Genomic DNA, 2,246 nt, shown 5'->3' with positions numbered 1-2,246 from the left:
TCTCTGCTACAGCCCCTTTGTTAAATCCTTCAAAGGCTACCACCCGGACTGAGTGGTCCGGGTGACGGGTTTTTAGTGTGGAGGCGATATGCTCTGCCAGAAGCTCCACGGTGCTGTCAGTATCAATCAGGTAGCAGTGATCTTCTGCCAGTGTCAGCTCGAAGTAACCCTGGTCGGAGGTGTAGCCAAAGCGAAGGTGATCCCGCTTGCCTATGGTCACTTTCTCCAGCAGATCTTCACGGGTGGCAATGTAGATATCTTTCCAGGTTTCGGCCCAGTCTGCTTCCAGAGTCGGGTCGCGCTTGCCGTCCAGATAGATATGGATAGGAGAGCGATGTCCGTGTGCAATTCGCTGGCAATCACCGAGATGCTTTTTCAGACCGTGGCTGTAGTGGTAGAAAGCACCGGAAAACTGTTCCGGATAAATGTGCAGTTCAACATCACTGACGTTGTCCGGCAGTTCATCCAGCAGGGTTTTTTCCAGATAGGGGATCAAGGCTTCGGGTGTTATTTCCTGAGTATCGACCAGTAAAATGGCAGGGGCGGGAGCCTTGCATTCGATGACGTCACCGGTACTGGTCTGCATTTTGACAGAAAGGTGTTCCTTATTTTCTGTTTTGACGGCTATTGCCTCGTTAGAAGCCGGTATCAGTAGACGGTGGTCGGCAAGAATGTCCAGAGAGGCCTTGATCTGCTTTTTGACGTGACCAAAGTCAAAGACCATACCTTGTTCATCCAGATCGCCCCGGAGCACGACATCGACCAGCCAGGTTTCCCCTACAACCCCGCGCTCCGGAGAAAGGTAACTGAAATCAAGAGTGGTAAGTTGATTGACGAACAGTGCGGTCATTGGGTTCTGGTTCTACTTTGGTTTGAGAAAAGTGGATGAAGAAAAATAATGAGTTAGTTGGGAATTGTAACTCATTTCTCGAGGCGATTCAGTGTTCAGTCAAATTCTGTGAAATGGTTTGTGTTGGGCCGTTATCGGTGAATTGTTGTGTTGAATTGGCATATTATTCGTAGTTTTCTGAATATTTGAAGACGTTGGAGCCCATTGTGGATCGTACCATCACACAGTCTGATCTTGAGTTTGATGCCCGGCATATCTGGCACCCTTACGGGACAACGCCCAGCCAGTATGAACTGTTTGCTGTTGAAAGTGCCTCAGGGGTCAGGCTTCTCTTGAGTGATGGCCGGGAAGTGATTGATGGAATGTCGTCCTGGTGGAGTATGGTCCATGGCTATAACCATCCGGTTATGAATCAAGCCATTAAGGATCAGGTCGATTCAATGTCCCATGTCATGTTCGGTGGACTGACCCACAAACCCGCCATTGAACTGTCTCGCAGACTGGTTGCCCTTACGCCCGAACCGATCAAAACTGTGTTTTTTGCAGATTCAGGATCTGTCGCCATAGAAGTAGCCATCAAGATGGCTATGCAGTATTGGCAGTGCAAAGGCGAGATTCACAAGAACAAGCTGCTGACATTCAAAGGCGGTTACTTTGGCGATACGACCGGCGGTATGGCTGTGTGTGATCCTGACAATGGTATGCATCATTTGTTTACCGGTATTCTTCCTGAACATCATTTTGTACCCCGGCCCGGCTGTGGCTTTTATGAGATATTGGAAGACCACCACATTGAGACGTTTCGCTCTGAACTGGAGTCCCTGAGTCTTCAGGTGGCTGCGGTTATCATAGAGCCTATCGTTCAGGGGGCTGGCGGTATGCACTTCTACTCCCCCGATTTTCTGAAAAAAGTCAGAGCGCTTTGCGACGAGCATGAAGTCTTGCTGATTCATGATGAGATTGCCACGGGTTTTGGTCGAACCGGGAAAATGTTTGCCTGCGAACACGCTGGTGTGATCCCGGACATCATGTGTGTAGGTAAGGCCCTGACCGGTGGCTATATGACGCTATCCGCTGTGATGTGCACTGAAGAAGTCAGTAAGACTATCTGTGCCTCTGGCCCGATCATGCACGGTCCCACTTTCATGGCTAATCCTCTGGCTTGTGCAGCCGGTGTGGCTAGCATGGATATTTTATCCACAGGTGAGTGGGTCAGTCAGGTGGCCAATATAGAGAAAAAATTATGGGACGGACTTTCTCCCTGTAATGATCTGGAGACGGTGGATAACGTCCGGGTTTTGGGGGCCATCGGTGTGGTTGAGTTGAAAGAGCCGGTAATCATGTCTGAAATTCAACCCCGTTTTCCTGAACAAGGAGTATGGGTCAGGCCTTTCGG

General features: G+C 49.7%; 2 protein-coding genes. One reads left to right on the top strand and one right to left on the bottom strand.

The annotated features are described in order from the left end of the window. Nucleotides 1–850, bottom strand: an 850-nt coding sequence (locus tag KDK17_RS11475) for a 6-carboxytetrahydropterin synthase (RefSeq protein ID WP_257288137.1), incomplete at its 3' end; no start/stop codon positions are given. A gap of 206 nt (nucleotides 851–1,056) precedes the next feature. Between KDK17_RS11475 and bioA the strand changes: the two genes are divergently transcribed. Continuing rightward, the coding region (gene bioA / locus KDK17_RS11470) for an adenosylmethionine--8-amino-7-oxononanoate transaminase (protein ID WP_257288136.1) at nucleotides 1,057–2,246 on the top strand (1,190 nt) is incomplete at its 3' end.

The organism is Endozoicomonas sp. SESOKO2 (assembly GCF_024606245.1).
In the GTDB taxonomy this organism is placed as follows: domain Bacteria; phylum Pseudomonadota; class Gammaproteobacteria; order Pseudomonadales; family Endozoicomonadaceae; genus Endozoicomonas_A.
This window is presented reverse-complemented; position numbering and strand designations above follow the sequence as displayed.